Genomic DNA, 26,383 nt, shown 5'->3' with positions numbered 1-26,383 from the left:
ATCCGGGATTGACCTTCAGCAAGACTTAAGCCGCACTCCTCAAACTCACCTGTTTTTTTCGTTCTCAATCAAATGGTTGGTGTCACTCTTGGAAATCACCGCCGCGTTGGGCGGTTTTCCCGGAGAGTGCCCATGTCGTTTCTCGCCCGTCGGCAGCAAGCCTTCGAAACCATGTTCGTCCACGAGGAAGCGATGCGCTTCAGGGTTCGGGCGCGCCGCAACAAGGCTCTGGCGAAGTGGGCGGCGGAGATGATGAAGCTCTCTGAAGTGGATGCGAATAGCTATCTGGAGACGATTATTGCCGTTGCTGTCGAAGCCGGCATGGATGAAGCCGTTGTCAAGCGGGTGGGAACGGACCTCGCCATGGTGGGCTTCGCAATCTCCTACGAGCAAGTCCGCGCCCAGATGGACCTGTTTACCACGGAAGCAGAACGCAGCTTCAGCTAAGCCGATCTATCGGCATGTCGTTCGGAGCCGCTGCTCCCATCGCGGATCGCTAAACCCGGAAGCGCTTGCGTGCTTCGACACGCTTGCGGTCAAGTTGCTTCACACCGGGGCCAGTGTCCAAACACTGAAGACGTTGCCCCTATCTCGCGCAGTCCTCTTCTCAGCCTCTTATCCGTGAATGCTGTTGCATTTTGACGAGGCCGCCTCCTACACTGCGGTCCAAGTATAAGAGAACAATTGGGAGGGAGGGTGAGTGCATCTGCGCTTGCATCGCGGGACCATACGCCGGTTCTGCAATTATCGGGCATCGGCAAGGAGTTCGGGGCGATCCGGGCGCTGTCCGGTATCGATCTCACCATCAATCCGGGCGACGTCGTCGGGCTGATGGGTGACAACGGCGCGGGTAAGTCCACGCTCGTCAAGATCATCGCCGGCAACTTTCATCCGACGCATGGCACGATCCGCTTCGATGGGGCCGAACATCGTTTCGACCGCCCGCTCGACGCACGTGCGGCGGGAATCGAAGTCGTCTACCAGGACCTCGCCCTGTCCAACAATGTCAGTGCGGCCGCCAATGTGTTTTTGGGCCGCGAGATCCTTCGCAAGGTCGGGCCGTTCCGTTTTCTCGATCATCGGGCCATGAACGCGCGGGCCCTCGAACTCTTCAACGAGCTGAAATCCGAAACGCGGCCCAAGGATCTCGTCAAACAGATGTCGGGAGGGCAGCGCCAGGCGGTCGCCATCGCCCGTACGCGCCTCGCCAATGCCAAGCTGATCCTGATGGATGAGCCCACAGCGGCAATCTCGGTGCGGCAGGTGGCTGAGGTGCTCGACCTGATCCGCCGCCTGCGCGATCAGGGCGTCGCCGTGATCCTGATCTCCCATCGCATGCCCGACGTGTTCTCGGTCTGCGATCGGGTGGTGGTGCTCCGGCGCGGCGAAAAGCGCGCCGACAAGCTGGTCAGCCAGTCGAGCCCGGAAGAAGTGACCGCCCTGATCACCGGCGCAAAGGAATTCGCCTGATGTCAGAGAATGTGGCCGGCCCTGTCTCATTTGGCAATGTCGGGGAGGCCCGCTGGTACCGGCGCGGCGCCTTTGCGAGCCAGACAGCTTATGTAGCGGTCGCCTTCGTGCTGATCACCGTGCTGGTGGCGGTCTTCACGCACAACTTCCTCTCCTATGGGAACCTGCTCAATACCTCCAAGAACTTCAGCTATATCGCCATTGTGGCGCTCGGCTCGACTCTGGTGATCATTACAGGCGGCATCGACCTGTCCGTCGGATCGGTCATGGCTTTGGTCGCCGTGCTCACCGTGATCCTGATGAAATTCTTCGCCACGACCTTCGTGGCCAGTATTCCCTATCTCGGCATCACGCTGGCCGTGTTGGGCGGCTTGCTGGTGTCGGCCCTGGTCGGGCTTGTCAACGGCCTGCTGATTTCGAAGATCCGGCTGTCGCCCTTTGTCACCACGCTTGGCATGCTGTCGATCTGCCGGGGCGCCACCTACGTGATCACGCAGGGGCGTGGCCAGGCGCCGGCCGGCCCACAGGTCGACACGTTCTACTCGTTGACCGATGGCAAGCTGTTCGGCCTTCCGGTGCCGCTGGTCTACCTTCTCGTTCTTGCTGTGGTCATGGGGGTGGCGCTGCGGCAGACGCGCTGGGGACGCTATGTCTTCGTTCTCGGCGGCAACGAGCGCGCCGCGCAATTGACGGGTGTCGCAGTCTCTCGCGTGAAGATTTCGGTCTACATCCTCTGCGCCATGAGCGCGGGGTTTGCCGGCATCTTGATTGCCGGTTGGCTTGGCTCAGCTCCCGCCAATCTCGCCACCGGCTACGAGCTGAAGATCATCGCGGCCTCGGTGATCGGCGGCGCCGATCTCGCCGGCGGCGTCGGCGGCCCGGTCGGGGCTGTGATCGGCGCCGCACTGATCGAGGTGATCCGCAATGGCCTCGCGCTCTTCGGTGCCGACACCTACTGGGAGCAGGTTTTCGTGGGCACGATCATCATCCTGGCTGTCCTCGTCGATCGTCTGCGAACGCGCGAGGCCGAATAGCCCACATCAATTCCGTTCCGGACGGGGTCCATCCGGAACGGCACATAACGGACCAATGTGAGGGAACGACCTTGAAAAGCCTATTGCTGGCGGCCGTCGCGGCCGTAACCCTGATGTCGGCGGCCCATGCGGCCGACGCCTACAAATTCGCTTTGATCCCCAAGGGGATGGACAATCCGTATTTCGACCTGTCGCGCGACGGCTGCATGGACGAAGCCAAGAAGCTCGGCGTGACTTGCATCTACAAGGGTCCGGCCACACACGAGCCGGCGACCGAAGTCCAGATCATGCAGGATTTCATCACACAGGGCGTGGACGGGATCGCGATCTCGGTAGCGGATGCCGATTCGGTGATCGGCGTGATCAAACAGGCGCGCGAGGCCGGCATTCCGGTCATCACCTTCGATGCCGACGCCGACAAATCGGCCCGACAGGCCTATGTCGGCACCGACAACAAGGAAATGGGCCGCGAACTCGCCCGCCAGCTCATCAAGGTGCATCCGCAGCCCAGCACCTTTGCAACGCAATCGGGCGGTCCCGCCGCGGCCAACCTCAACGATCGGCTCGCGGGCCTTTACGAAGGGCTGAAAGGCGCGGGCTGGACAGAAGTCAAGGGCTCGCCTGCCTTCTGCAATGACGATGCGGCCTTGGCGGCCCAGCAATTGGCGGATTTCGCCACGGCGAACCCTGACATTGGCGCCATCATCCCGGTCGGCGGCTGGGCCTTGTTCGCCCCCAAGGCCTATAAAAGCTTCGTCGATGCCAATATGGACAAGGTCAAGGCCGGCAAGTTCCCGCTGGTGATGCCCGACACGCTGCCGGTGGAGTTGCAGACCCTCAAGGAGGGCTACGCTCAGGTGCTGGTCGGCCAACGACCTTACGAGATGGGCCAGAAGGCGATGGACATCCTGCTGGCTTTGAAAAAGGGCGAGAAAGTCGACCCTGTCACGATCGCGGGGCTGGACGTCGTCACGAAGGACAATGTCGACAAGTTCCTGAAATAATCGCTTCATTCGCGCGAAGGCGCCCTCTCTCCTCAGTCGGAGAGAGGGTCGCCGGGCTATAAAGTCTATGCCAGTGGCAAGACTTTGCGCTTCCACTTCCATCCCGAGTTCGCCTTCCGCTAAACTGATTCGACTCAGTTGAAGGCATCGACGTGCGAGTGCTGGCGCAAACCGAATTTCAGTTCCCCGATGATGGCCGCCAATCCGAAACGGCGCGGGCGGTAGCGCGTGGAACCCGCAGGTTGTTGCGGGCGCATGGTTACGCCACCGTGACCGAACTGCCGCTCGCTGATGGTCGACGTGCGGATATTGTCGCCTTGGGGGACGACGGCACCATCACGATCGTCGAGGTGAAATCCTCTGTGGCCGACTACAAGGCCGACACCAAGTGGCGGTTTTATCAGGCCCATTGCGATCGTCTTCTTTTCGCGATTCCCTCGGTCGTCCCGGCGGCTCTGATGCCGGAGGAAGCGGGATTGATCGTCGCGGACGCCTATGGGGCCGAGATTATTCGCGAGGCCGTCGAGAGACGCCTCGCTGCCGCCACACGGCGTGCGATGTTCATCCGATTCGGACAGGCCGCCGCCCACCGACTCCATCGTCTTGGCGACCCTGAAGGCTGGTCCGACCAGCAGGGATTGTTCTGATCCATCATCTTGGACTTGTGGCTTTTTCGCCCTCATCGGGCAGGTTCGGAACCTGCATTGATGGCGAACGTTGCTTCGGAACGGAGCAACAGATAAGGAGGCCAGAGATGACGCGTGCAGCGGACAAACAATTGCCGGTTTTCGATCGCGGCGGCCAAGGCCCGCTCAGCAATCCCGACAACGAGCCCAGCGGCGTCGTGGGCGGCATGACATCCAACATTCCTACGGATGACTTGGACGAAAACCTCGCGGAAGCGGAGAAGAGCCGCCCTGATCTTCCCGACGAAACTGTCGACGGCCTGGACGACACCGACGAAGAGGTGCGCCATCAAGCTGAAGACCTGCCCTTGGATACACCTGGGAGTTTATGATGGCGCAAGACCCGGATTTCGACCGCATTAGCAAGAAGGCGCATGAACTGTGGGAGGCCGAGGGCCGCCCACACGGTCGTGACCAAGATCATTGGGATCAAGCCCGCGAGATCATCGCGATCGAAGACAGCCAGAAAGACACGCTTCTTCCGCGCGATACCGGAGCCGAGGAACCGATCGAGGAAGCCGAAGAGGCTCTCCGCAACTTGGCCGATTTTCCGAACCTGACCGACCAGGGTGAAAACCTTCTGACCAGCACGGACCGGGAGCCAGACCTCACCGCGACGCCGTCGGGTAAAAAGGGGCGAATGCCCAAGGCCGAGGTGCCGATCTCCGATCAGCCCGGCATACCGCCACAGCCCAAAAGGGCGTCCGCGAAGCCGACCAAAGGTGACGCCGCGCCGAAGGCTGCGTCACCGAAGAGTTCGATTAAGGCCGAGGTGCCGATCTCCGATCAGCCCGGCATACCGCCACAGCCCAAAAGGGCGTCCGCGAAGCCGACCAAAGGTGACGCCGCGCCGAAGGCTGCGTCACCGAAGAGTTCGATTAAGCAGGCCAAGCCGGACCCGATGCCTCCTGCCGCTGCGGCTCAACCCAAGACCGCAAGCATGCCCGAGGCTGCAAAACCCGAGATCGTGAAACCAGGGCGCGCCGCGAAGAAGCCGGCGGCTTCTGCGAAAGAAAAAACTCAGTAACAGCCGTTCTTTGTCGGACGTGACCGCCCACGCCAAAACGTACCCTCGCCGCGCTTCGAAGCTACAAAGGCGGTTGCGTTTTGGTCGCCCTTCCGCCTATAAGCCTCTCCTCGCGAACCGTCCGGCTCATCAGGGCTGCCGTGGCGGTTCGAACGCTCGACTTTGTTGAGTAATTTGGGCCTGCGTCCTCCAGGGTGCGGGCCTGCACGTTATGGAGAGCCAAATGCCCAAGCTGAAAACCAAGTCAGGCGCGAAGAAGCGCTTTAAGATCACCGGAACCGGCAAGGTCAAATACCAGCAGGCCGGCAAGCGTCATGGCATGATCAAGAGGACCAACAAGCAGATCCGCAATCACCGCGGAACCGATGTGCTGTTCAAGACCGATGGTGACAACATCATCAGGTTCTTTCTTCCCAACAGCTGATCGCGCTTTCCCCTTCTCTCTGATCTGGAATTTTAGACCATGGCACGTGTCAAACGCGGCGTCACTTCGCACGCCAAGCACAAGAAAGTCCTCGACCAAGCCAAAGGCTTTTATGGTCGTCGCAAGAATACAATTCGCATCGCCAAGCAGGCCGTCGAGAAATCGATGCAATATGCCTATCGCGATCGCAAGAACAAGAAGCGCACGTTCCGTGCGCTCTGGATCCAGCGCATCAACGCCGCTGTCCGTGAATACGAACTGACCTACAGCCGCTTCATCGATGGCCTGTCCAGGGCTGGCATCGAGATCGACCGCAAGGTGCTGTCGGAAATCGCCATCCATGAGCCCGAGGCTTTCAAGGCGATCGTCGACAAGGTGAAGGCAGCTCTTCCCGCTCAGACCGAAACCGCCAAGGCCGCCTAGGGCTAAACCTGCAACGGGATCTCTTCTTCCGCCTTGCGGGAGAAGGTGGCACGGCCTGGCCGTGATGGATGAGGGGACCCCCGGTCCTGAGGTCATGGTCTCCCTCATCGACCCTCACCGAGGTGAGGAGCGCCTTCTCCTGTCACCGCGAGAGAATGGTCCCGGACCATCGGGACGGATCATGACCGACACAATCGAACTCGAAAAAAGCATCGCGATCGAGATCGAGGCAGCCGCCACCGAGGCGGCTCTTGAGGCCGTGCGCGTGTCGGCCCTCGGGAAAAAAGGCTCCGTGTCGGCCTTGTTGGCGACGCTCGGCAAGATGTCGCCCGACGAGCGCAAACTACGCGGCGCCGCGATCAACACGCTGAAAGACGCCGTTTCGGCGACGCTCGCCAGCAAGAGGGACCGGCTCAGGGCCGCGGCCCTGACCGAGCGCCTGCAGCGCGAAGCTGTCGACGTGACACTGCCGGTTCGGGACGAGGCGGTCACCCTCGGGCGTATCCATCCGATCACCCAAGTTATGGACGAGCTCACCGCGATCTTCGCGGATATGGGCTTTTCCATCGCCGAGGGCCCGGATGTCGAAACCGATTTCTATAACTTCACGGCCCTGAATTTTCCCGAAGGCCACCCGGCCCGGGAGATGCACGATACGTTCTTCTTCAAGCCGGACGCTCAAGGGGAACGGAAGCTCCTGCGCACGCATACGAGTCCGGTTCAGATCCGCACCATGCTCGGAAAGGCGCCACCCATCCGGGTCATCTGCCCCGGGCGCACCTACCGGTGCGATTCCGATCAGACCCACACGCCGATGTTTCATCAGGTCGAGGGTCTCGTGATCGACAGGACCGCCAATCTCGCCAATCTCAAATGGGTGCTGCAGGAGTTCTGTAGGGCCTTCTTCGAGGTCGACCAGGTGAAGATGCGATTTCGCCCCTCGTTCTTCCCCTTCACCGAGCCCTCGATGGAAGTCGACATCCAATGCTCGCGTCAGGGCGGCGAGATCCGCTTCGGCGAGGGGAACGATTGGCTGGAGATCCTCGGCTGCGGCATGGTGCATCCGAACGTGCTGCGCCACTGCAACATCGATCCTGACGAGTACCAGGGCTTTGCGTGGGGCATGGGCATCGATCGCATCGCCATGCTGAAATACGGCATGCCCGACCTGCGACCTTTCTTCGAGGCCGACGTGCGTTGGCTGAAACATTACGGGTTCCGGCCATTGGACATCCCGACGTTGGCGGGTGGTCTCACAGGGTGACGAACTCCGCTTTCCGAACTTCCGACTTTTTGGCTGAGTGAATGAAATTCACCCTTTCCTGGCTCAAAGAGCACCTCGACACCACCGCGGCTCTCGACGAGATCGTCGAAACCCTCACGCGCATCGGCCTTGAGGTCGAGCGGGTCGAGGATCCCGGCGCGCGCCTCGCGGCGTTCACGATTGCTCGCGTGATCGAGGCAACACAGCATCCGAACGCCGATCGTTTGCGTGTCTGCATGGTGGACACCGGGAAAGGCGCGCCGGTGCAGGTCGTGTGCGGAGCACCCAACGCCCGAACCGGCATGGTCTCGGTCTTTTCGCCCCCCGGCACCTATATTCCGGGCAAGGACATCACGATCGGCGAGGGCGTCATTCGCGGGGTCGACTCGAAGGGCATGCTTTGCTCGGAGGCCGAACTCGAACTCTCGACCGATCACGACGGCATCATCGATCTCCCGCTCGATGCGCCCATCGGCGCCGCCTATGCGGCCTATGCAGGTCTCGACGATCCGGTGATCGAGATCAATCTCACGCCAAACCGGCCCGATGCCGCCAGCGTCTACGGCATCGCCCGCGATCTGGCTGCGGCAGGTCTCGGCACGCTGCGGAGGGGCGCTGTTACGCCGGTGGCCGGTCGGGGCGCGCCCGGTGTCACCGCGCGATTGGATCTGGCCGACGCTGACAGCCATCTCGCCCCCGCCTTCGCGCTGCGGCGCGTGCGTGGTGTGAAGAACGGTCCCTCACCCGAGTGGCTGCGCAGGCGCCTCGTGTCCATTGGCCTGCGGCCCATCAATGCGCTCGTCGATATCACCAATTATCTGACCTTCGACCGCGGGCGGCCGCTCCACGTGTTCGATGCCGCGAAAGTGGCGGGCGATCTTGTCGTGCGTCGCGGGCGGGCGGGCGAGGCCCTGACGGCACTGGACGGGCGCAGCTACGCGCTCGACACCGACGTGTTGGTCATCGCCGACGAGCGGGGCCCGGAATCCATTGCCGGGATCATGGGCGGCGAAGCCTCGGGTTGCGACGAGAGCACCACGGATGTCCTGATCGAGAGCGCTCTCTGGGATGCGCTCATGATTGCGCGCACCGGGCGCAAACTCGGCATCAACACGGATGCACGCTATCGGTTCGAGCGCGGTGTCGATCCGGCCTTCTGCGTTCCCGGGCTGGACCTCGCGACCGCCATGGTGGTCGACCTGTGCGGCGGCACGCCTTCGGAACACGCACTGGCCGGCGCCGTGCCGCAGCCGGATCGTCGCATCGTCTTTCCATGGAGCGAGGTCGCGCGTCTAACGGGGCTCGAGCTGCCGCAATCCGAAATGGCCCGCAGTCTGGAACGGCTCGGCTTCGAGCTTTCGAGCGATGAGGGCGACAACAATCGCGTCTTCGTCCGCGTGCCATCCTGGCGCCCCGATGTGCACGGCAAGGCTGACCTTGTGGAGGAGGTGGTGCGGCTGGCCGGTCTCGACCAGGTTGCGCCTGTACCGCTTGCACGCCCGACGCCTTCCGTCCCCCGTCCCGTGCTCACACTGCTGCAGAAGCGAGCCCGGCTCGCCAAGCGTACGCTGGCCAGCTGCGGGCTGCTGGAAGCCGTTACCTGGTCCTTCGTGTCAAGGGAGCGAGCCCTGCTGTTCGGTGGCGGCCGCGAAGAGCTTGCTCTGGCCAACCCGATCGCGGCCGACCTCAGCGATATGCGACCGAGCCTGCTGCCCGGACTCATCGCAGCAGCGGAACGCAACGCCCGGCGCGGCATGAGCGATGCGGCGCTTTTCGAGGTCGGGCAGATCTTTCTCGGTGCGGGCGAGAACGACCAACGTGTCGCCGCTGCCGGTCTGCGGCAGGGCACCGCCAGAGTGGCGGGCGCGGGTCGGCAGTGGGGCGAGAAGACCGATCGCGCCGGCGTCTTCGATGCCAAGGCTGACGCCTTGAACTTGCTGACGTCGCTCGGTGTGGCGACAGGCGGTCTTCAAATCGTCGCGGGTGGACCATCCTACTTCCATCCGGGCCGCTCCGGAACGTTGCAGTTCGGACCGAAAGCCGTCATCGGCCATTTCGGTGAACTCCATCCCACCATCCTCGATGCGTTCGACGCGGAAGGCCCGATGGCCTGTTTCGAGATTGTCCTCGACACACTGCCCCAGCCGAAAGCCAAGCCGACCAAGGTCAAGGGGAAGCTCGATCTTCCCGAGCTCATGCCGGTCGAACGCGATTTCGCCTTTGTGGTAGACCGTGGCGTTCAGGCAGCCGATATCCTCAAGGCTGCCCAAGCGGCAGACCGCGCGCTGATCACGCGGCTCGCGGTCTTCGATGTCTATGAGGGCGCGGGCGTGCCTGAGGGCAAGAAGTCGATCGGCATTGCCGCGACCCTTCAGCCGCGCGAGCGGACCCTCACAGAAGCGGATCTCGAATCGCTCGGCCGGCGCATCGTCGAGGAAGTTGGCAAGAAGACGGGAGCCGTGCTGCGCGGATAGCGCACCGGTCGTGTTGAGCCCCCGGTCTTCGGGGTCCTCCAGCCAAGCGATACGACAGGAGAGGACTCGACGGGCAGACGTCTCAAGATCGAAATCGGCGAAGCTATAAGCTGATAGCGAGCCTGGCCGACGATTTCCGTCCCAGGGCGCGCGCTGTCACGCAACCGAAGATTTGTGCAACAACACAGTGCGCGAGGGTACCCCGACGAGGTCAGCGAGTCTGCGCCGAAGCCGTGTCTCCGGTCACCCCAGCCGCAACCTTCAACAAAGGGGTTGCCGCGCTGGAGAGTTGCTCCGGTTTCGCAGTCTGAGCCGGTGACGAGACCGGCACAGGCTTCACGTGGGTGTTCTTGGCGATGATATGCTTCGGCGCAGGCTTCTTGTCAGATGTCGGCGCGATCACGGTGGGCTGAGCCGCGATGGCGGGCGTCGCTTCCGGGGTCTCGCTGGATCCAAGGTTCAGCCACTTCTTAAAAAACCCCTCCGTGCCGGTTTTCGGCTCTTCCCTGGCATAGGCCGAAGGCGCTGCCGTGAACGTCGCCGGAACCACTGAGTCACCTCCCGGAGAGATCGAACCCGTCGGGGTCGCATCGGCGACTTTCAGGGCTGCTGGCGCAGCCTGGGCGGCAGCCGGTGCAGACTGAGCGACAGCCACCAGCGCCTTCGATTTCGCCGCGACGACCTGCACGACAGCCGACTTCGCCTTTGAGCTATCATCGAGTGCGATCTCGGATGCACCTGCCGCGAGAGCGTCCGGACGGCTGACTTCCGCGACCCGGTGCGCGAACTCGGGGTTCTGGCCGCCGTCGGCGTAGACGATCTTGACCGGCTTCACACCCTTGCCGATGAGTTCGGCAACTTCCCGGTCGTCCGCTGCAGCCTTGGCCGCAATGGCGGCATCCGTGTCTTTGTCGGTCTTCAGGGGCGGGCACGGAGAAAACGCATCGAAGCGGCCCGCCTTCGGCGTACCGAAGACGTAATGCTTCGCGCAGACCCCGACCGGCGTTTCCAACTTGGTTACGTCGAAGTAGTCGGCGCCCTTCTTGATTTCGCGCCAGAAGGGCATGTTCGGGTCGAGCCGAAGCTTGGCCATATTCTCGGCCGTCATCCGGAACGGAAAGCTCTGCATCTGGATCTCACGCTGGCCACCCGCGAACGACTCGCGCGCCACCGCATAGATCTCCTCGATCTGCTTGTCGGTCATCGAGAAGCAGCCGGCGGAAGAACAGATTCCGTGCACCATGATGGAGCCGCCCTGCCTGCCGTTCGCTCGATCGTAAGCATTCGGATAGCCGACGTTGAACGACAGATAGTAGTGCGAATTCGGGTTCATCTGACCCGGCGTGATCGTATAGAAGCCCTCGGGAACCTGGCGATCCCCTTCAGTCTTCTTGGGCCCGAGCTGGCCGGACCAACGGCACATCGGATAGGTCTTCAGGAGGGCGTATTTCCCATCCCTCTTCTTCTTCCAAACCTCGAATTCCGCTTCCTTCTTATAGGCGCGGATCAACATCGGCGCGTTCTGATCCGTGTCCTTGGCGCGCATGGACGCGAGAAGCTCAGGGGAGAGCGGCGCGAAGGCGCGATAGCCGGAGCTGCTTTCGGTGGGGCTGTCGCAGCCAGCGAGAAGGCCCGCTGACGCAACAATGATGGCCATGGCCGAAAGAAGTTTTACGGAGCGGCGAAGCGCCATACGTCATCGTCCAATCTTGGCCGGACAGGGTCCGGTCGCACGCGTACCAGTCCTGAAGCTTACGTCTTGTAACCTTACCGAACCATTACAGCAAGCCGAGCGGGCGATTTCAGAAAGCTGTTGTAAAAAGGTTCCATACTCCGACAATTAATTTTATACGCGTCGACCGATGGCGAGGAACTTGGCGGCGCGCGCTTCGCGAATGTCTTCGGAGCTCATGCCCTCTAAATCTCCCAATGCGTCGGAGATCGCCTGTCCGGCGGACTCGATCGCGGCCTGGGGATCCCGATGGGCGCCCCCGGAAGGCTCCGGGATAATGCCGTCGATGATGCCGAAACGCAGGAGATCCTGCGCGGTGATCTTCATGTTGGTGGCCGCATCCTCGGCGCGCGCGGAACTTTTCCACAAAATTGCGGCCGAGGCTTCGGGCGATGCCACTGTGTAGATCGCGTGCTCCAGCATGAGAACCCGGTTTGCCGTGGCGATCGCCACAGCGCCACCCGACCCCCCTTCCCCGATCACGACCGCAACATTGGGTGCGCCGAGGGCGAGGCACGCCTCCGTAGAACGGGCGATCGCCTCCGCCTGACCGCGCTCTTCGGCCTCGATCCCAGGAAACGCCCCGGCGGTGTCGACCATCGAAATGACAGGCAAGTTGAATTGGTCGGCCAGCTCCATCAGGCGCCGCGCCTTGCGGTAGCCTTCGGGTTTGGCCATGCCGAAATTATGACGGATGCGACTGTCGGTGTCCGAGCCCTTTTCCTGACCCAGCACGCAGACCGGACGCCCGCGGAACCGCCCGAAGCCGCCGACGATCGCTTCATCCTCGCCGAAGGCACGGTCGCCCGCCATCGGGGTGAAGTCCGTCACGAGGTGCTTCACATAGTCATAGAAATGCGGCCGCTGAGGGTGCCGCGCCACTTGCGTCTTCTGCCAAGGCGTCAGGCCGAGATAGAGATCGGCCAAGGCCTTGTCGGCCTTGACCTCGAGCCGCGTGAGTTCCTCGCCGATCGGCACCGCATTGCCGCTGGCGGCAACAGCCCGAAGTTCTTCGATCTTGGCCTCGATATCGGCGACAGGCTTTTCGAAATCGAGATAGGAACGCATGGTCTCGGGCACATTCTCATCGGACAACAGGGCCAGCAAGCGTAAGTCCGGCCGAAAATGAGGCCGGACCCTGCCCCTCAATGCTTCGGCAAGTCAAGCATTGCCCTGATCATTCAACCTGCGAACGATCCATAAGCTTGAATAGCATATGGAGCAACGGAACCTCTCCCTCTGAAGCGATCAAGGCAACGGGTTCCACAACGAGCCTGTCTGACGTGCAAGTCGAAGCTATCGCGGCGCACTGTCTCTATCGCTCGCTGAAGATCCAACTGGAAGCAGGGGTCGTCGACCTTGACGTCGCCGCCCTCTTCTCATATGAGGCGTCATTCCGGCATCATAAGCGGTGGATGGGGATCGGTTTCCGATGCGCCTCCGCATGGCTTTCATGCGCATCGCTCGTTCGAATTCAAGGTGTTCTCATGTCCCGTCGTTGTGAATTGACCGGGAAGGCTGTTCAGTCCGGTCATCTCGTCAGCCACTCGAACCACAAGACCAAGACCAGGTTCCTGCCCAACCTGTGCAGCGTTACGCTGATTTCCGACGCGCTTGGCCGCTCTGTGCGTTTGCGCGTGGCTGCGGCGTCGCTTCGGTCCGTCGAGCATCGCGGCGGCCTCGATGCATTCCTGATCAAGGCCAGGGAGACCGAGCTGTCGCAAAACGCTCGCATCCTGAGACGGGAGATCGTGAAGAAGACGGCCGAGGTGCCAAGCGCAGCCTGAAGACCATCCATGCAAAAGCGGGCCTTGTGTAGGCCTGCGTGATGCGTTCCGATAAAGCCCGGCTGCACAGCAGCCGGGCTTCTTTGTTATCGCGGTGTGACGACAACGGCCATCTAGCGCCTGCTTGCGTCGGGACGAATGTGTCGGCGTTCGATTGGCTGATGGGACGCAAATCGGCGGTGGCATGGCGGGCGAGGCAGATAGGGTTGGGACGGGTGCGGGATGAGTGCTGAGCGCTACTATTACGAACCATCCGAGGGGCACGGCCTGGCACATGATCCGTTCAATGCGATCGTCGGACCCCGGCCGATTGGCTGGATCTCCTCTCAGGATCGGCATGGCGTTCGCAACCTGGCGCCCCACAGCTTCTTCAATGCCTTCAACTACAAGCCGCCGATCATCGGCTTTTCGACGACGGGCTGGAAGGACACGGCCCGCAATATCGAACAAGTGCGGGAGTTCGGCTGGAGCCTTGTGACGAAGCCGCTCGTCGAAGCCATGAATGCATCGAGCGCCACCGTGGCTCCGGATGTGGACGAGTTCGAACTGGCTGGCGTGACGCCAGCGCCTTCCCGACATATCGCCGTGCCGCGTGTCGCCGAAAGTCCGGTTTCCTTCGAATGCCGCGTCACCCAGATGTTCAGGCTGAAAGACCTGCAGGGCCGCGAAGTGGATTGCTGGATGATCTTCGGGGAAGTCCTGGCGGTCTACATCGACCCCGCCTTCCTAAAGGACGGTATTTATCAGACCGCCGAAGCCCGGCCTGTCGTGCGCGGCGGTGGCGCCGGCGATTATTTCGACATCCTGCCGGAGAACAAGTTCGTCATGAGCCGTCCGGGCTCATGAGATTCCCATGCTCGTGCTCGGCCTCACCGGCTCCATCGGCATGGGCAAGTCGACCACCGCGCAGATGTTCCGGGACGAGGGAATTCCCGTGCATGACGCGGATGCCGAGGTACATGCGTTGTATCGCGGTGCCGCGGTCGGACCGGTCGCCGCGATCTTCCCGGAGGTCGTGCGAGATCGCGTGATCGACCGCGCACTGCTGCGGGCTCGTGTCCTCGACGACGGCACGGCGCTCCGTCAGATCGAGTCGATCGTCCATCCTCTCGTACGGGCCGCCCGCGAGGCATTCCTGGCTGAGATGAAAGCGAAAGGTGCGGCTGTCGTCGTCCTCGACATTCCCCTGTTGTTCGAGACCGGAGCCGAGGGAGAGGTCGACCGCGTGGTCGTGGTGTCCGCGCCCGAATCGGTGCAAAAGGCGCGTGTGTTGGCGCGGCCCGGCATGACGGCGGAGCACTATTCGGCCATACTGGCCAAGCAGATGCCCGATGCCGAAAAACGGCGCAGGGCGGACTGGGTGATCGAGACGGGAGACGGGATCGGCCCCGCACGCGCGAAGGTCCGCGCGATCTTGGCGGAAGCGAGAGTATTGGCAGCCTGATGCGTGAAATCGTGCTCGATACAGAGACGACCGGGCTCGACCCGAAGACTGGTGACCGTCTCGTCGAGATCGCCGGCGTGGAACTGATCAACTCCATCCCGACCGGCCGGCACTACCACACTTATATCAATCCCGAGCGCGACATGCCGGAGGGCGCGTTCAAGGTGCATGGCTTGTCGGCCGAGTTCCTGTCCGCGCATCGGCTTTTTGCGCACGTGGCAGACGAGTTCCTGGCCTTTGTCGAGGGCGCCAAACTCGTCATTCACAATGCTGAATTCGACATGCGTTTCATCAATCACGAGCTTGGCCTGTTGGGCCGGTCGGCGATCGGTATGGAGCATGTGATCGATACGCTGGCGATGGCGCGCCGTAAGCATCCGGGCGCACCCGCGTCGCTCGACGCCCTATGCGTGCGCTACAAGATCGATAATTCGAAGCGGACCAAGCACGGCGCGCTCATCGACGCGGAAATCCTGGCTGACGTCTATCTCGAACTGCTCGGCGGCCGGCAGACGACGCTCGGCCTCGGGTCGAATATCATCACCCTGCGGCGGGACACGAAGGATGTGGTGCGCCAGCGTCCTGTCCCGCTCCCGTCCGCGCTCACTGATGCCGAACGCGAGGCGCATGCGGCTTTCATCGCCACGATGGGCGGGACCCCGCTCTGGGCAAACTACGCGTCAGTCGAGGCGGTACGGGACGCCAGCGTCGCAGCCGTTTAGCGAGCGGCTATCCTGACGTGGGTGGAGCGGGCCTCTCCATCGACGGGCCGAAATCCGTAGCTTTCATAGAGTCGCGCAGCGACCGGATTGTCTGCGTGAAGCCGCAAGCGCTGCCAGTGTGCCCCGCCGCGCCGCAGGCAGGCCTCAACCAAGCAGCGCGCTAAACCCTGCTTGCGGGCGCCCTGCCCCACATAGATGTAACGCAGCCGTCCGGTCTCCCGGTCAGAGACATGCGGATCCGCGCTGATCACAGCCATGGCGACGGGATCGGCTTCGTCAAAGGCCAGGAACAAGGCCTCGCCATCGTTTGCGAAGGGCCGCCCTGTCCACTCCCCGAGGAACTCGACGATCCAGGCGTATCCTTGCCCTTCGGCTTCGGCCAGCAGCCGAGAAAGGCCGCCCGGCAGACCCGGATCTGTCCACCTTTGCAGGCGAAAGCCGCCGAAAGCCCAGCTTTCGCCCTGCAGACCCGGCTCGGCAGATGGGACCGAATTCACTTCGGGATGACCCATGGCACGAGATATTGCTGCAGGACGACGATCACGCCGAGGAGGAGCGTGAGCACGATGCTGTGGAAAGTGCGTGCGAAGACCGGTCCTTCCTGGCCCTTCAGGTTCGTCACCGAGACGCCCGTGGCGATATTCTGTGGCGAGATCATCTTGCCCATGACGCCGCCGGAGGAGTTCGTCGCCGCGATCAGCACGGGGTTGAGGCCGAGTTGATTGGCGGCGACCACCTGAAGGTTGCCGAACAGCGCGTTGCCGGAGGTATCGCTGCCGGACAGGAACACGGCAAGCCACCCGAGAAAGGCCGACACCAGCGGGAACACCGGTCCGACCGAAGCCACGCCCTTGCCGAGCGTGTAGGTCATTCCGGAATAGTTCATGAGATAGGCCAAGCCGACGATCAGGGCCACGGTCAGGATGGCGATCCGGCTCTGCCGCAACGTCGTGCCGATGCAGGTGAAGAAAGATCCGGCCGGCAATCTGACGACCACGGCCGTCAGAATAGCGGCGAGCAGGATCGCGGTGCCGCCCGCCAAGGGCTGGAAGATATAGACGGCGCCATAGGGCTTGTTGCCGTAAAGCGTGATCGAGACCGCCTTATCGAGGCCCGGCCAGGACAGCTTGAGGGCGCCAAGCCCGGGATCTGCAGATGGGTCCAGACGATCACGACGACCGACACGATGATCCACGGCAACCAGCCTTGCCAGCCGGGAATCCGCGCCGCCCCGGCAATCGCGACGGGCGGTTTGGCGATCGCATAGAGCGGATCGGGTGCGGGACGCCAGACCTGGACAAACGCGATGGTCACCACAAGCGAGCCGAGCGACGACAAGACATCGGTCAGCCGGTAGTCGAGATAGTTCGAGGCGAAGAACTGGCTGAGCGAGAAGCTCACGCCTGATACGAGCAGCACGGGCCAGACAGCCGCGATCGAACGTCGTCCGCCATAGACGCCCATGACGTAGAACGGCAGCAGTACCGCGATGATCGGCAATTGCCGGCCGATCATCTGGCCGAGGGTGACGTCCGACAGGGCGGTCACCTGCCCCAGCACCGTCACGGGTGCACCGAGGGCGCCAAAGGCGACCGGCGCGGTATTGAAGATCAGCGTAAAGGTCAGGGCTTCCAGCGGCGCATAGCCGACCAAAATGAGAAGGGCGCTGGTGATAGCCACCGGCGTGCCGAAGCCGGACACGCCCTCGAGAAGAGCGCCGAAGCAGAAACCGATGACCACCAGGACGACGCGGCGGTCGTTCGGCAGGCGCGCGATCACCCAATCCCGGAACGCATCGAACCGGCCGGACACCACGGCGATGTTGTAGAGCAGCAAGGCGTTGACCACGATCCACATGACCGGCCAGAGCGCAAAGACGACCCCGTTTAGGACCGCGGCTCCGGCAATGCCGACCGGCATGGCCCACACCGTCGTCGCAAGCACGAATGCGACTGCGAGCCCCGCGAGCGAGGCCTGCCAGCCGGGACGGTGAATGACCCCCAGCATGACGAGCACAACCACGACAGGCACGGCGGCGACAAAAAAAGACAAAAGCAAGCTGTCGCCGACCGGCGTCAAAAGTTGTGCGAACACGAATCCTCCCAATGTTTTTCCTCATCAGAGGCATGGGTGTCATCGGCGTCAACCCGCGGACCCGTGCTCGGAGGGTTCGGGGGCTTGAACGGCCTGCTTCGGATCAGCTCGAGAGCAGCTTGAGGCCCTGGCGGATCAGCACCGCGGTAGCGGCCTCGGGGCCGAGCGACGCCACCGCCTCGGCGACGGCCCCGATCACTTGCGGTCGCCCATAACCGAGATTGACCAGAGCCGAGACGGCATCGTCGGCCTGCCGCGGCAGCGAAGCCGTACTGACCTCCGCGAGACTTGGCCCCACACCGCCGAGGTCGACCGTCTTGTCCTTGAGCTCGGCCACGATTCGCGCCGCGAGCTTGGGCCCTACCCCCGGCGCCCGCGCCACCGCCACCTTGTCCTGTCGTCCGATCGCGAGGGTCAGATCGCTCGGCGGCAGAACCCCGAGGATCGCGAGGGCCACTTTGGAACCGACGCCCTGCACGCCCTGCAGCAGCCGGAACCAGTCACGCTCGGCAGCGGATGAAAAGCCGAACAGGCGGATCGAATCCTCACGCATCTGAGTCTCGATGGCCAGCGACACGGGCTCGCCAGTCCCGGGCAATTGCGACAATGTGCGTGGCGAACAGGAGACCACATAGCCGACACCGTTCACGTCGATGATCGCAAAATCCGGACCCTGGCTGTCGACGAGGCCGGTCAGCTTGCCAATCACGCCGTCCGCACTTTCGTGCCTGCCACGGCTTTGGCGAGCGCCGCATCGAGACGGGCCGGACGCCGATGATGAGCATGGGTGATGGCGACCGCCAGGGCGTCCGCCGCATCCGGGCTCGTGACATGGCTCTTCGGCAGCAGGATCTTCAACATGGCGCTGATCTGATGCTTTTCGGCGTGCCCGGTTCCCGTGATGGTCTTCTTGACCAGGTTGGCGGCATATTCGGCCACCGTGAGACCCGCGAGGGCTGGCACAACGAGCGCGATGCCGCGCGCCTGGCCGAGCTTCAGTGTTCCCTGCGGGTCGCGGTTGACGAAGGTTTCCTCGACCGCCGCCTCATGCGGCCAATGCGCTTCGATCACATGGCTGAGCTGTTGGTGCAGATACCGCAAACGCTCGCTCAAGGCCGTTTCGCCATCGGAATGGATCGAACCGCAGGCCACGAATGAGAGGCGCGTGCCCTCGGATTCGATGACCCCCCAACCCATGTTGCGAAGGCCTGGATCGATACCGAGAATACGGACCGCCGAGCTCACGCCGCCACGCACAGGGGAGGCGCCTTACGCATCCATCTTGGCAATCAAAGCGTCAGACACCTCGAAGTTGGCATAGACCTTCTGAACGTCGTCATTGTCTTCCAATGACCCGACGAGCTTGAGAATCTTCTCGCCCGCCTCGTCGTCGACCGCGATGGTGTTCTGCGGCCGCCAGACCAGGGCCGCGCGACGCGGCTCCCCGAATTTTTCCTCGAGGGTCTTGGCGACGTCCTTCATGCTTTCGACCGTGGTGACGATCTCGTGGCCATCTTCGGAGGTGGAGACGTCGTCGGCTCCGGCTTCGAGGGAGGCTTCCATCATGGCGTCTTCGGAGGCGGCCTTGATGTCGTATTCGATGAGTCCGACGCGATCGAACATGAACGAGACCGCGCCCGTCTCGGCAAGCGCCCCGCCGGATTTGGTGAAATAGGAGCGCACCTCGCCTGCCGTGCGGTTCCGGTTGTCGGTTAGCGCCTCGACGATCACGGCGACGCCACCGGGCGCATAGCCCTCGTAACGCACCTCGTCATAGTTGTCGCCTTCGCCGCCGGCCGCCTTCTTGATGGCGCGCTCGATATTGTCCTTGGGCATGTTTTCGGCCCGGGCCGCGATGACGGCCGCGCGCAGGCGCGGGTTCATGGCCGGGTCCGGCAAACCCATCTTGGCCGCAACCGTGATTTCGCGGGCGAGCTTGGAAAACACCTTCGAGCGAACAGCATCCTGCTTGCCCTTCTTGTGCATGATGTTCTTGAACTGACTATGGCCAGCCATGGTCCCCTCGCGATGCCGGGCAGATGCTTCCGCGGGATGTAAGCGAAAGCAGCCTGCAAGAAAAGGGAGCGACGGCATTCCTCACCCTTTGTCAACGCCGACCGCACAAAGTGTTGCCTGGTCTGGTCGCCAGGATTGCCATGCTCCGCACTGCCCCGCCGTCCGGCGCTCTGGCATCCGCTTCACCACAAGGCCGATCGACCTCCCATTTCGGTTGGATGACGCGCCGGCGTGCCGCTGTGGCTGTGGCCCTCCTGGTCGGGCTCGTGCTGCGGATCGCGGCTGCAACCGGCGATCTCGGGCTCGACGAAGCGTGGTCCCTGAAGCTGGTGACCGGATTACACAGTTTCGGAGACGTTTTTTGGGGGTTGCCGCACGACAATAACCATCCACTGAATTCGGCGTGGCTGTTTCTGATCGGTGCCGGGCGACCCGTCTGGCTCTACAGGATGCCGGCCATCGTGTTCGGCACGCTCACGATCGCGGCGGTTGCGCGCTGCCTCGGCCGCAGGAGCGAGGTTGCCGGCATCATCGGAGCGTGGTTCGCCGCCGTCGCTCTGCCGCTCGTCGATTTCGGCTCGGAGGCGCGCGGATATGCGGGGCTCACGCTGGCCTCGGTGCTGGCCATCGATGCCTGGGACAGGGTTGTCGCGGCCCCTCCCTGGTCGCGGCCCAGCCTTTATCGGCGGGCGCGCCGCGATTTGGGTCTAGCGATAGGGTTCGGAGCCTTGAGCCACCTCGGCATGATGCTCACCGTCTCGGTGCTGGGCGCCGCAACTCTGATCCACATGGGCGCCAGCACGCGTCGGGTCGTAACGACTCTTGTGGGCGCCACCCGCCTGTTCCTGCCGTGCTGTCTCTACCTTCTCCCGGCTCTGACCGCATTGGCGATCGGCATCGACCGAGGTGGCGGTTACAAGATCGGCGATATCGATCCGTTTTCGGCTGCCAAACTGGCGCAAGGTCTGGGCGGCATGCTCACCATGATCACCGGCCTGCCCGACACGATCCCGCCGGCAGTTGCGATCACGGCGACGCTGGCTGTTGTGGCCACTGCGGCCGTTCGGCGGATCCTGGCGCCCCATTGGACCACGTTGAGCCTTTCGACCTTCGTGATCCTGCCATGCGTCATCCTGGCCGCCCAGCCGCCGAATGTCGGCTACGCACGCTATTTTGCGGTCTGCGGACTGGTTCTTCTCATGATCGAGGCGGCGGCGCTGGGTCACCTCTGGGTATGCAGCGAAAACGGACGGCGTTGGGCTGTGGCGGGCAGTGTTGCCATCGTGACAGGCGGGCTCACGCTCGACAGCTTGCAGATCGGCTGGGGACGGAGCGCCGCAAGCGCCACGCTGGCTCTCATGAACGCAGAGGGCGATGAAACCTATACGGCCAGCCGCCCCAAGATGGCGGCATTGCTGCTCGACGCCGCCGCTGGACGGACCATGGCCGGCGTCCCGCTTTCGGCGGCGGCGTTCTGCCCAAATCCGCCCGAATGGTACATCGCGGTCGGTCTCTACGATCCGATGCCAGATGCGCCACTGGCGGTGGGTCCCGAACAGTGTCGCACCACATATCGGGCGCGCCGCCCCTTCGCGTCTTCCCCGCTGTCAGGCACGCAATGGACGCTGTACCGACGGCCCTAGAACGATCAGATCCGCTCAAGCCGTGCCACGATCGTTTGGCCGGGCAATGGCGCCTGGAACGCCTCCTGCCGAAGCCCCCGCTCCCGCTTGGCTGTTTGCAGCGCCTCCAGAGGCGCGTCGATCCCCTCGTCGGTGAGCTGAAACGTGCCCCAGTGCGTGGCAAGACTCAGAGCCGCGTCGAGGTCGACATGCGCCTCGACGGCTTCGGTGGGGTTCATATGTTGGCTCTGCATGAACCAGCGTGGTTCATAGGCGCCGATCGGCAGCAACGCGACCGATGGCGAGCCCAAGCGTGAGCGAATCTCGCGAAAGCCGTCGAAATACCCACTGTCGCCGGCGAAGTAGAGGCGCCCCGAGGCCGTCTCGATGACATGGCCTCCCCAAAGCATCCGGCGCCGGTCGAGTAAGCTACGGCTCGACCAATGCTGGGCCGGGACATAGGTGATGACGAGCCCCGGCTTCGGCTCCGCTCGCTCCCACCAGTCGAGTTCGACCGAAGGGCCAATGCCGCGTGCGGACAGATAGGCGCCGTTGCCGAGGCCCGTCACGATCGTGGGGCGGCACCGGGACGCGAGCGCGCGAAGGCTCGGCAGATCCATATGGTCATAGTGGTTGTGGCTGAGCAGTACGGCATCGATAGGCGGGAGTGCGTCGAGTGCCAGACCCGGTTTTCGGACGCGCTTCGGGCCGGCAAACGCGAAGGGGCTCGCCCGGTCGGAAAAGATTGGATCGGTGAGCAGCGTGAATCCGTCGACCCTGATCAGATAGGAGGCATGACCGATGAACGTGATGGTCGCCTCGCCGGGACCGGTGGCCTCAGGGGGCGGCGGGAAGGGTTGATTGGCGACTGCCCTTGGCCAGGGAACACGCTCCCGTTTGCGTTGCCAGCGAAGGATGTCCACCAGGCTCTTGTCCGTGTTGACACCGGGATTGAAGAATCTTTGGCCATCGCAGTGATCCGAAATCCGAAAATCTGTCATGGCGTCGATGTAGGCGCTCAGCCGCCCCCTGCGAAGGTCTCGAAGCCCGAACTTCGCCGGCTAGAGAAATCGCACCATCAGGGCGCCGAGAAGGACAACGACCGCCCCTGCCGCGCGCCCGACCGAGATCGTGTGATGCGCCACCCCGAACAGACCTGCGGAATCGATCGTCAGAGCCGCCAACATCTGTCCCGCGATGGCCAGCGCCATCATGGCGCCCGCGCCAATTCTGGGCACGAGGAACACGTTCAGCGACAGATAGATCGCCCCCAGGAAACCACCGGCGCAGAGCAGCCAAGGCGGCGTTTGCCGGATCGCCGCCCAGTCCGGCGCGCCGCGCGTCGTGATGGCCAACAGCACGATCAGCGATGCCAGCCCGGCCACGAAGGAAATCGTCGTTGCGACCACCGGGCCGCCGACACCGGCCGCGAGCTTCGCGTTGATCGCCGTCTGGCTCGGGAACAGCATCCCGGCCATGACCGCGAGCGTCGAAAACAGTAGCACAGTCAGGTCCATCACAATGCCCGAAGAGGATGACAGCATCCGGAAGAGCGCGGACGATCGGCCGGCCCGAGATACTGCGTAATGCTCATAACCCAACGAATGTCGGACGCCGAGATGCGGCGCCAAAAACCCAACTCCAGCATGCGTGGAGAGGCGGCGGCGACAGTGACCGGCACCTCACGCCTGTGCCGGCCCAAGCGCCACCACGCTTTCGCGCGGCTTAGAGTCCAACATGCCCTTGTCTTGGTTGCGGCATCTATCCATGTCGCCGTTGTGAATCGTCCTACCCGGCATACCGCGGCCCGCGCAGGCGAGCCTACGCTGCGCAAGCGGGCAAGTATTTGGCTCAGCGGGTTTCCCCATGGAGCAAGCGCGTGACTGAAGAGTCCTTTCCACATCGAGGCGGGAGCGCGATATCGACTGGCCTCGCCTCGCTCGATTACATCCTTCAGGGCGGCTATGCGTTCAATCGCGTGCATCTTATCGAGGGTGAACCCGGCTCCGGTAAGACGACCCTCGGATTGCAGTTCCTTCTCGACGGACAGTCGAAAGGAGAACGTTGTCTCTACATCACGCTGTCCGAAAGCAGAGACGAATTGGTGCAAGTGGCTGAAACGCATGGCTGGGACATGCACGGGATCGAGATTTTTGAGCTTGTTCCTCCAGAACTCAGCCTCGACGTCGACCGGGAACAATCCATCGTTTACTCGTCCGATCTGGAGCTCGGCGAGACTGTCCGGATGGTGATGGATGAGGTCGATCGTGTCGCGCCGAGCCGCATCGTCTTCGACAGCTTGTCGGAAATCCGCCTTCTTGCGCAGGGTCCGCTCCGCTTTCGGAGACAACTCCTCGCGCTCAAACACTATTTCGCGCAGCGTCATTGCACCGCACTCTTTCTCGATGATCTCACGCAGACCAATGACGACCTCAGCCTCCACAGCCTGGCCCATGGCGTTTTGCGGCTCGAACAGATCGCGCTGCCCTATGGCACAGAGCGGCGCCGTCTGCGGGTCTACAAGATGCGCGCCCGCCAGTTTCGTGGCGGTTTCCACGATTTCGTGATCCGGCCTGGGGGTCTTCGTATCTTCCCGCGCCTAACCGCCGGGGCTCACCCCGACGAAGGATATGCCAACCGGGTGGCCACGAGCGGGATCGCCGAACTCGATACGCTAACCGGCGGCGGCATCGACTATGGGACATCGACACTGGTCATCGGTCCGTCGGGATCGGGCAAGACGACGCTGACCATGCAATATGTCATCACCGCACTCGGCCGCAACGAACACGTCTTTTTCGTCAGCTTTGATGAGACCGAGCGCGTCTTCATGCAGCGTGCCGCCGGGCTCGGCATGGACGTTTCGGAACAGGCAAACCATGGCCGCTTCGTCTTCCGGCAAGTGGACCCGGCCGAGATCTCGCCGGGTGAACTGACCGGGCTCATCCGCAGGCAGGTGGAACAGCACGGCGCCACTGTCGTGGTTCTCGATTCGTTGTCTGGCTACCAGCACGCCATGTTGGAGGAGAAGTATCTGCTGCTCCAGATGCACGAAATCGTCACCTATCTCAACCAGCAGGGCGTGCTTACCTTCCTTGTATTAACCCAGACCGGGATGATCGGCACGATGCAGTCCCCGGTCGATCTGACCTACCTCTCGGATTCGGTGATGTTGCTCCGCTTCTTCGAGTCGGATGGCGACATTCGCCGTGCCATGTCGTTTCTGAAGCGGCGTACGGGGCCCCATGAAACGACGCTGCGCGAGTTCCGGATCGACCAAAGCGGAATTCGGGTCGGCCCGAAACTCTCCGGCTTCCGAGGTGTTCTTACGGGGACGCCGATTTTTGAAGGCGAAGAGCGATTGTTGAAGAAGCGTAGTGACGACTGAAAAATCGGAGAAATTGCAGAACCTATTTCTGGTTGTCGCGCCGGCTGGTCGTGATGCGGAGGTCACGGCGCAATTGTTGCGTACCGCAGGGATTGAAGCCCTGGCTGACCCTGACGGCCGCCGGTTGACGGCTGCAATCTCGAACGGTGATCACGCCGGCGCGATCCTGACCGATGACGCTCTCTCGCGGCTGGACGAGGGCGAGATCCTCCATGCGATCGAGGCGCAGGCGCCGTGGTCCGATTTCCCGTTCATCCTGCTCACCAAGCGTGGAGAGCTGCGGAGGGGAACCCGACGGCTGGAGGACGTGATCAACGTCACCGTGCTCGAGCGGCCGCTGCATCCGGCCTCCCTGGTCAGCGCCGCGCGAGCCGCTCTGCGCGCTCGTGAGCGCCAACGGCTCGCAGCGCAACATCTGGCGGATCGCGAAAAAGCGCGCACCGAACTGCAACAGTTCGCCGATACGCTCGAAGCGAAGGTGTTGGAGCGCACGCGGGAACTCGCGGCCGCCAATGACCGCTTGACTGCTGAAATCGGCGAACGCGAACGCGCGGAGGCGCGGCTCGTTCAGGCGCAGAAAATGGAGGCGATCGGCCAGCTGACGGGCGGTATCGCGCACGATTTCAACAATCTACTGACAGCGGTGATCGGCTCGCTCGAGATGCTGATACGTCGCACCGATGACGAGAAGATCCAGCGCTTGGCCAGTATGGCGCTGCAGGCGGGTGAGCGTGGAGCGGCTTTGACGTCGCAGCTTCTGTCCTTCTCGCGCAAACAGAGGCTTTCGCCGAGGCCGGTCCAGATCAACACGGTCGTGGAGTCGATGAGCGACCTGCTGACGCGCACGATCGGCGCTGGGGTCATGGTTCGCGCCGACCTTGCACGCGATCTATGGCGCGCTCTGGCCGATCCAACACAGATCGAGGTCATGCTGCTCAATCTGGCCATCAACGCCCGCGACGCCATGCCGGCGGGCGGCACACTGACGATCGGCACGCGAAACATCTCTCGCGTTCCGGCGTCGGTACAGGGCGAACTCGCACAAGGCGAATATGTGGCCATCGAGGTGGCGGATACAGGCATTGGGATGTCGCAGGAGGTGCAGGCACGCGCATTCGAGCCTTTCTTCACGACCAAGGCGCAGGGCAAGGGGACCGGACTCGGCTTGGCGCAGGTCTACGGCTTTGCACGGCAATCGGGCGGGACGGTCCGAATCACGAGCGCCGAAGGCGAAGGCACTCGGATCACCCTTTATCTGCCACGGACCCGCGACAGCACTGAACCCGCACAGATCGAGGGCATGAAACACGTCGATGGAGGTGGCGCCCGGATCTTGATCGTCGATGACGACAGCGATGTCCGTGAGGTCGCGGCTCAGATGATCGAGGAGGTCGGCTATAGCGTCGTGGCGGTCTCCAGCGGCGCGGAGGCGCTTCGCGAGTTCGGCAGGAACCACTTCGCCCTGGTCCTGACCGACGTGGTGATGCCGGGCATGTCCGGCGTCGAATTGGCGCGGCGGCTCCGCGAGATCGCCCCTCACGTCCCATTGCTGTTTGCCAGCGGCTACGCCGACATCCAGACTTTTGGCGAGGAACTGTCCACGGAACGGGTTCTCAGAAAACCTTATCGGATCGGAGAAGTGGCCACGCTGATCGGCGACATCTTGGAGGATCGCGACACGATTCACTCCTCCAAGGAGGCCGATATCTGCTCCTCCTGAGCACGGCTTTCCAACACTTGCTTGATTTCAGAGGAGTGCGGCTTGCTTGATT

General features: G+C 62.8%; 28 protein-coding genes. 18 read left to right on the top strand and 10 right to left on the bottom strand.

From position 1 onward, the window contains the following. The first annotated feature begins 132 nt into the window (after positions 1–132). The 11 genes from M8523_RS02290 to pheT all read left to right on the top strand — a co-directional run bounded on the left by M8523_RS02290 (position 133) and on the right by pheT (position 9,806). A complete protein-coding gene (locus M8523_RS02290) occupies positions 133–447 on the top strand; it encodes a DUF1476 domain-containing protein (RefSeq protein WP_282583191.1) in 315 nt (104 codons plus the stop codon). A 249-nt stretch (positions 448–696) separates the two neighbouring features. Then, on the top strand, positions 697–1,470 hold the full coding sequence (locus M8523_RS02285; RefSeq protein WP_282583190.1) for an ATP-binding cassette domain-containing protein: 774 nt from the start codon (positions 697–699) through the stop codon (positions 1,468–1,470). Next, the gene (locus M8523_RS02280) at positions 1,470–2,504 is read left to right on the top strand and encodes an ABC transporter permease (protein WP_282583189.1); all 1,035 of its coding nucleotides are present in this window, start codon (positions 1,470–1,472) and stop codon (positions 2,502–2,504) included. Before M8523_RS02285 ends, M8523_RS02280 begins: the two co-directional genes overlap by 1 nt. A 71-nt stretch (positions 2,505–2,575) precedes the next feature. Further along, positions 2,576–3,508 carry a sugar-binding protein gene (locus tag M8523_RS02275; protein WP_282583188.1) on the top strand — a complete coding sequence of 311 codons (933 nt, stop codon included), beginning with the start codon at positions 2,576–2,578 and terminating at the stop codon, positions 3,506–3,508. A gap of 158 nt (positions 3,509–3,666) precedes the next feature. After that, positions 3,667–4,155, top strand: coding sequence for an MmcB family DNA repair protein (locus tag M8523_RS02270; RefSeq protein WP_282583187.1), 489 nt, complete (start codon positions 3,667–3,669; stop codon positions 4,153–4,155). A 107-nt stretch (positions 4,156–4,262) separates the two neighbouring features. Continuing rightward, complete coding sequence (locus M8523_RS02265) at positions 4,263–4,526, top strand: hypothetical protein (protein WP_282583186.1); 264 nt, start codon at positions 4,263–4,265, stop codon at positions 4,524–4,526. Further along, entirely contained in the window at positions 4,523–5,221 is a 699-nt protein-coding gene (locus M8523_RS02260) for a DUF2934 domain-containing protein (protein ID WP_282583185.1), read from the top strand. The genes M8523_RS02265 and M8523_RS02260 overlap by 4 nt, the downstream gene beginning before the upstream one ends. A gap of 223 nt (positions 5,222–5,444) precedes the next feature. Further along, complete coding sequence (rpmI, locus tag M8523_RS02255) at positions 5,445–5,645, top strand: 50S ribosomal protein L35 (protein WP_282583184.1); 201 nt, start codon at positions 5,445–5,447, stop codon at positions 5,643–5,645. A gap of 39 nt (positions 5,646–5,684) precedes the next feature. Next, complete coding sequence (gene rplT, locus M8523_RS02250) at positions 5,685–6,068, top strand: 50S ribosomal protein L20 (protein WP_282583183.1); 384 nt, start codon at positions 5,685–5,687, stop codon at positions 6,066–6,068. A gap of 181 nt (positions 6,069–6,249) precedes the next feature. Further along, positions 6,250–7,332, top strand: a complete 1,083-nt coding sequence (pheS, locus tag M8523_RS02245; RefSeq protein WP_282583182.1) for a phenylalanine--tRNA ligase subunit alpha — start codon at positions 6,250–6,252, stop codon at positions 7,330–7,332. 41 nt (positions 7,333–7,373) lie between these two features. Then, a complete protein-coding gene (gene pheT, locus M8523_RS02240; protein ID WP_282583181.1) occupies positions 7,374–9,806 on the top strand; it encodes a phenylalanine--tRNA ligase subunit beta in 2,433 nt (810 codons plus the stop codon). Between the two features lie 211 nt (positions 9,807–10,017). On the opposite strand, the gene M8523_RS02235 is transcribed toward pheT, so the two are convergent. Both M8523_RS02235 and M8523_RS02230 read right to left on the bottom strand, forming a co-directional pair. After that, a complete protein-coding gene (locus M8523_RS02235) occupies positions 10,018–11,499 on the bottom strand; it encodes a L,D-transpeptidase family protein (RefSeq protein WP_282583180.1) in 1,482 nt (493 codons plus the stop codon). A gap of 153 nt (positions 11,500–11,652) precedes the next feature. Then, on the bottom strand, positions 11,653–12,606 hold the full coding sequence (locus M8523_RS02230; protein ID WP_282583420.1) for an acetyl-CoA carboxylase carboxyltransferase subunit alpha: 954 nt from the start codon (positions 12,604–12,606) through the stop codon (positions 11,653–11,655). 419 nt (positions 12,607–13,025) lie between these two features. On the opposite strand from M8523_RS02230, the gene rpmB reads away from it, so the two are divergent. The 4 genes from rpmB to dnaQ all read left to right on the top strand — a co-directional run bounded on the left by rpmB (position 13,026) and on the right by dnaQ (position 15,491). Further along, complete coding sequence (gene rpmB, locus M8523_RS02225) at positions 13,026–13,325, top strand: 50S ribosomal protein L28 (protein WP_282583179.1); 300 nt, start codon at positions 13,026–13,028, stop codon at positions 13,323–13,325. Positions 13,326–13,547: 222 nt separating this feature from the next. Next, positions 13,548–14,171 (top strand): flavin reductase family protein, encoded by a 624-nt coding sequence (locus M8523_RS02220; protein ID WP_282583178.1) that lies wholly within the window; start codon positions 13,548–13,550, stop codon positions 14,169–14,171. A gap of 7 nt (positions 14,172–14,178) precedes the next feature. Beyond that, positions 14,179–14,769 carry a dephospho-CoA kinase gene (gene coaE / locus M8523_RS02215; RefSeq protein ID WP_282583177.1) on the top strand — a complete coding sequence of 197 codons (591 nt, stop codon included), beginning with the start codon at positions 14,179–14,181 and terminating at the stop codon, positions 14,767–14,769. Then, positions 14,769–15,491 (top strand): DNA polymerase III subunit epsilon, encoded by a 723-nt coding sequence (dnaQ, locus tag M8523_RS02210; RefSeq protein WP_282583176.1) that lies wholly within the window; start codon positions 14,769–14,771, stop codon positions 15,489–15,491. Before coaE ends, dnaQ begins: the two co-directional genes overlap by 1 nt. On the opposite strand, the gene M8523_RS02205 is transcribed toward dnaQ, so the two are convergent. The 6 genes from M8523_RS02205 to M8523_RS02180 form a co-directional block, all read right to left on the bottom strand. Next, positions 15,488–16,003: a GNAT family N-acetyltransferase gene (locus M8523_RS02205; protein ID WP_282583175.1), complete on the bottom strand. Its 516-nt coding sequence runs from the start codon at positions 16,001–16,003 to the stop codon at positions 15,488–15,490. The genes dnaQ and M8523_RS02205 overlap by 4 nt on opposite strands. Continuing rightward, the gene (locus M8523_RS02200; RefSeq protein ID WP_282583174.1) at positions 15,985–16,533 is read right to left on the bottom strand and encodes an L-lactate permease; all 549 of its coding nucleotides are present in this window, start codon (positions 16,531–16,533) and stop codon (positions 15,985–15,987) included. Before M8523_RS02200 ends, M8523_RS02205 begins: the two co-directional genes overlap by 19 nt. Beyond that, positions 16,494–17,585 (bottom strand): L-lactate permease, encoded by a 1,092-nt coding sequence (locus M8523_RS02195; protein WP_282583173.1) that lies wholly within the window; start codon positions 17,583–17,585, stop codon positions 16,494–16,496. The genes M8523_RS02200 and M8523_RS02195 overlap by 40 nt, the downstream gene beginning before the upstream one ends. Before the next feature lie 103 nt (positions 17,586–17,688). Continuing rightward, positions 17,689–18,294 carry a Holliday junction branch migration protein RuvA gene (gene ruvA / locus M8523_RS02190; protein ID WP_282583172.1) on the bottom strand — a complete coding sequence of 202 codons (606 nt, stop codon included), beginning with the start codon at positions 18,292–18,294 and terminating at the stop codon, positions 17,689–17,691. Beyond that, on the bottom strand, positions 18,291–18,830 hold the full coding sequence (ruvC, locus tag M8523_RS02185) for a crossover junction endodeoxyribonuclease RuvC (RefSeq protein WP_282583171.1): 540 nt from the start codon (positions 18,828–18,830) through the stop codon (positions 18,291–18,293). The genes ruvA and ruvC overlap by 4 nt, the downstream gene beginning before the upstream one ends. A gap of 24 nt (positions 18,831–18,854) precedes the next feature. Continuing rightward, positions 18,855–19,601: a YebC/PmpR family DNA-binding transcriptional regulator gene (locus M8523_RS02180; protein WP_282583170.1), complete on the bottom strand. Its 747-nt coding sequence runs from the start codon at positions 19,599–19,601 to the stop codon at positions 18,855–18,857. Positions 19,602–19,741: 140 nt separating this feature from the next. Between M8523_RS02180 and M8523_RS02175 the strand changes: the two genes are divergently transcribed. Then, positions 19,742–21,244, top strand: coding sequence for a glycosyltransferase family protein (locus tag M8523_RS02175; RefSeq protein WP_282583169.1), 1,503 nt, complete (start codon positions 19,742–19,744; stop codon positions 21,242–21,244). A 5-nt stretch (positions 21,245–21,249) separates the two neighbouring features. Here the strand turns inward: M8523_RS02175 and M8523_RS02170 are convergent, their stop codons facing one another. Both M8523_RS02170 and M8523_RS02165 read right to left on the bottom strand, forming a co-directional pair. Continuing rightward, positions 21,250–22,146: an MBL fold metallo-hydrolase gene (locus tag M8523_RS02170; protein WP_282583168.1), complete on the bottom strand. Its 897-nt coding sequence runs from the start codon at positions 22,144–22,146 to the stop codon at positions 21,250–21,252. Between the two features lie 138 nt (positions 22,147–22,284). Continuing rightward, positions 22,285–22,728: a DMT family transporter gene (locus M8523_RS02165; RefSeq protein ID WP_282583167.1), complete on the bottom strand. Its 444-nt coding sequence runs from the start codon at positions 22,726–22,728 to the stop codon at positions 22,285–22,287. Between the two features lie 374 nt (positions 22,729–23,102). Between M8523_RS02165 and M8523_RS02160 the strand changes: the two genes are divergently transcribed. Together M8523_RS02160 and M8523_RS02155 are read left to right on the top strand one after the other, a co-directional pair. Beyond that, positions 23,103–24,611, top strand: coding sequence for an ATPase domain-containing protein (locus tag M8523_RS02160; protein WP_282583166.1), 1,509 nt, complete (start codon positions 23,103–23,105; stop codon positions 24,609–24,611). Then, the gene (locus tag M8523_RS02155; protein WP_282583165.1) at positions 24,601–26,331 is read left to right on the top strand and encodes a response regulator; all 1,731 of its coding nucleotides are present in this window, start codon (positions 24,601–24,603) and stop codon (positions 26,329–26,331) included. The genes M8523_RS02160 and M8523_RS02155 overlap by 11 nt, the downstream gene beginning before the upstream one ends. The last annotated feature ends 52 nt before the right edge of the window (positions 26,332–26,383 follow it).

The organism is Lichenifustis flavocetrariae, from assembly GCF_026130545.1.
Classification (GTDB): Bacteria; Pseudomonadota; Alphaproteobacteria; order Rhizobiales; family Beijerinckiaceae; genus Lichenihabitans; species Lichenihabitans flavocetrariae.
The sequence above is the reverse complement of the archived record's forward strand: the minus strand, read 5'-3'. Positions and strand labels throughout refer to the sequence as shown.